The 3371-nt window shown below is 42.8% G+C and carries 3 protein-coding genes; 2 read left to right on the top strand and 1 reads right to left on the bottom strand.

The window, feature by feature from the left end:
* Positions 1-80: 80 nt before the first annotated feature.
* Positions 81-728 (bottom strand): ABC transporter ATP-binding protein, encoded by a 648-nt coding sequence (locus PX636_RS07625; RefSeq protein WP_002780686.1) that lies wholly within the window; start codon positions 726-728, stop codon positions 81-83.
* 85 nt (positions 729-813) lie between these two features.
* Here PX636_RS07625 and PX636_RS07620 point away from each other — a divergent pair, with 85 nt between their 5' ends.
* Together PX636_RS07620 and PX636_RS07615 are read left to right on the top strand one after the other, a co-directional pair.
* Complete coding sequence (locus PX636_RS07620; RefSeq protein ID WP_125730961.1) at positions 814-1728, top strand: Sll0314/Alr1548 family TPR repeat-containing protein; 915 nt, start codon at positions 814-816, stop codon at positions 1726-1728.
* A gap of 493 nt (positions 1729-2221) precedes the next feature.
* The gene (locus PX636_RS07615; protein WP_002796135.1) at positions 2222-3262 is read left to right on the top strand and encodes a fatty acid desaturase; all 1041 of its coding nucleotides are present in this window, start codon (positions 2222-2224) and stop codon (positions 3260-3262) included.
* Positions 3263-3371 lie beyond the last annotated feature (109 nt).

Here is a 3371-nt window from a genome sequence, read left to right as displayed (position 1 = left end):
CAGTTATCAGTTATCAGTTATCAGTTATCAGTTATCAGGTATGAGGGGAGTGGGGAAATTTCAACTAATACCCCAAAACCTCAACTATCCGTTTTTTCACTTTTTAATTCCCTCAAATGTCCTTGTTCAATTTTCCAGTGACGGTCAGCAATAGGCAATAATTCTCCGGCATCGTGACTAACTACTAATAAAGTCCAGTGTTGTTTGAGACTAGCGAGAAGTTTAGCCAATTGACGACGCATCGACCAATCTAAACCGGCCGTAGGTTCATCGAGAAGTAACAGATTAGGCTGCCGGATTAACTGGACAGCGAGAGATAAACGACGCTGTTGACCTCCACTAAGATTGTGGGGAGAAGTATCCAGAGGAATATTTTCTAATCCTACCTCCTTTAAGGCCGCTGTTAGGCGATCGCTTTTAATCTCCGGATGACCGAGACGCAACTCCTCAAGGATGGTTTTACCGCAAAAATGACGTTCAGGAAACTGAAAAACGATTCCTCCTAATTGTTGCAGGTGCAGCACCGTTAATTCTTGGTCGCGCCAGTGAATCGTCCCTCCTGTTTTATCGGCAAAGCCTGCTAAAATTTCCAAAAGAGTCGTTTTTCCAGAACCACTGGGGCCAACAATCAGACCTAATTCTTGGGGGGCTAATTCGAGATTAATCCCCTGTAAAATGGGATTGAGAGCAGCGGGAGGATGATAAACCACATCTTTGAGATAAAGCATTGACAGGAAAATAACTGGAAATTAAGTCTAGAAACCCGTTTCTATTGTGACAGATTTTTTCATTCGCTCAAGGAGACTTTTGACCATGGTGCTGAGGTTAGGTTTAACGAAAAAAATGGCGATCGGTGCTTCCCTGGCTGTTATGGTAATGGTTAACTGGATTGGTCCCGGGTTGGCCGGAGATCCTTTCCGCAAAACCAATCCCCGACCGATTGGTGATAAGACCGAGGCCGCTTTTAACGCTATTTTTAAACAAGGTAACTATCTAGAGGCAAAAAAATTAATTGTTGAGGCCACGGAAAAGGAACCCCAAGAACCTTTGTCCCATGCTATGCGCGCCTCTCTTGCTTTTACCGACCAGGATTGGAACACCCTAAAAACCTACTCCGAGAAAACTAAGGAAGCGGCCAAGCAAATGCAGGCCAGCGACCCCTTAAGGGGAAATTTGTATCTAGCGGTGGGGAGTTTTTTAGAGGGAACCTACGTTTTTCAAACCGAAGGAGCAGTATCGGCTATCCCCAGATTACAACAGGTGTTTCAGTATTTGGAAACCGCAGAAAAGGTTAATCCTACGGATCCGGAATTGAACCTGTTAAAGGGTTATATGGATTTGATTTTAGCGGTTAATCTGCCCTTTTCTAGTCCCCAAGAGGCAATTCAACGGCTAGAAACCTACGGAAGTCCTGATTACTTGGTCGACCGAGGTATAGCTCTAGCTTACCGGGATTTAAAGCAGTATGATCAGGCTTTGCAGTTTATCGATAACGCTCTGAAAGCGACCCCCGATAATCCGGAATTAATGTATCTGAAAGGTCAAATCCTAAGAATTCAAGGCAATACGGATAAAAATACTGGCTCTTTGAAATTGGCATTAGATTACTTTAATAATGCCCTGAAAAAACAGGAACAACTCCCCGAATCGGTCAAAAAACAGTTAAATCGCGAACACCGTAAGGTACAGGAGGAGATTAAATCCCTAGAAAACACAGCTAATCGTTGAAAAAAGCCTATTATCAGTTATCAGTTTTTGAAGGCAAGAGGCAGCCGTCAAGGGTGCATCTCACATTTGCAGGAATACCGACAATCAGGAATTGTCAGTGACTCTTAGATGATGACAAATGTATCAGCAGCTGCGTGTAAGCATCTCACCGAAAAGCTAATGCGCTCCGGGGTTTGGGGGGTAGAACCCCCCAAAAGCTGGGATTGAGTGATAAAATCGGAAGTAATGCCCGATTTTAGCCGAGAGTTTTCCCGTAAAAATCCCAATTGGTAGATTTACAAAAATGAGATGCACCCGCCGTCAAATTTTGCCAAAACAGAAAATCTCCTCTTATGGTATATAAAGTAAAGGATTATTAAGCTTCGCGGAAGTTTATTAATTAAAGTTAAAAATATATTGACAAAAAAATTGGCTTGTGGTAGGGAGCAGAATTTAGCCAAACCTCCTAGCTGATTTCTTGTCAAGGGTTCACCTAAGTGTAATTGGAGATTTCATGACGGCAACGACGGATAAATTGCATGGGGAGTTGATCACCTCGATCGAGCCAGACTTTAAACTGAAAGATATTATTAAAAGCATTCCCAAAGAATATTTCCAGAAAGACCCAGTTAAAGCTTGGTTTGGAGTGATTACGAATATTTTGGCGGTCATTGCGGGTTATGCAATGCTAGTTTATTCTCCCTGGTATTTACTGCCTTTAGCTTGGATTTTCACGGGTACAGCTTTAACGGGATTTTTTGTGATCGCGCATGATTGCGGTCATCGGTCTTTTTCCAATCGACCCTGGGTTAATGATCTTGTCGGTCATATTTTCCTCTTACCGCTTATCTATCCCTTCCACTGCTGGCGTTTCCTGCATGATCGCCATCATACTAAAACTAACATGGTAACTATAGATAATGCTTGGGATCCGTGGGAACTAGAAGCTTTTAACTCGGCCAATCCCTTAGTGCGTCTCTTTTATCGCGGCATTCGCGGACGTTTCTGGTGGCTCGGTTCGATCGCCCACTGGGCTATTCTACACTTCAACATCGAACAATTCAAAGAGAACGAACGGGAAAAAGCGCGCTTTTCGATGATTGTCGTCCTAGTTTTTGCCGCTATTTTTTTCCCAACCCTAATTTTCTACACTGGTGTTTGGGGATTGGTTAAATTTTGGGTGGTACCTTGGTTTGTCTATCATTTTTGGATGAGTACCTTTACCCTTGTCCATCACACAGACCCCGATATTCAATTTTCCTATCCCGAAGACTGGAATCAAGCTTTAGCGCAACTAGAAGGGACAGTTCACTGTAGCTATCCCCGTTGGGTAGAAATTCTCTGTCACGATATTAATGTCCATATCCCCCATCATATCTCGACGGCGATTCCTTCCTATAACCTCCGCAAAGTTCACGCTAGTCTCAAAGAAAATTGGGGTAGTCACCTGAAAGAAACCGAGTTTTCTTGGGCATTAATGAAGCGAATTGTTGATTATTGCCATATTTTCGACTCCGAAACCGCCTACAAAACTTTTAAGGAAAGTCGCGGTTAAATCAGTTATCAGTGATCAGTTATCAGCTATCAGTGGGTAGGTTATCAGTTATCAGATTTGAGTTTTAAGTGACAGTATTAAATCGAAGTTTCCTACTGTCTTTTCATTG

The sequence above is a fragment of the Microcystis sp. M53598_WE2 genome, assembly GCF_030067735.1.
GTDB classification, from domain to species: Bacteria; Cyanobacteriota; Cyanobacteriia; order Cyanobacteriales; family Microcystaceae; genus Microcystis; species Microcystis aeruginosa.
The sequence above is the reverse complement of the archived record's forward strand: the minus strand, read 5'-3'. Positions and strand labels throughout refer to the sequence as shown.

Coding starts and splice junctions, on each gene's coding strand:
- PX636_RS07625 (WP_002780686.1), bottom strand. CDS start 728: ATGCTTTATCTCAAAGATGTGGTTTATCATCCTCCCGCTGCTCTCAAT.
- PX636_RS07620 (WP_125730961.1), top strand. CDS start 814: ATGGTGCTGAGGTTAGGTTTAACGAAAAAAATGGCGATCGGTGCTTCC.
- PX636_RS07615 (WP_002796135.1), top strand. CDS start 2,222: ATGACGGCAACGACGGATAAATTGCATGGGGAGTTGATCACCTCGATC.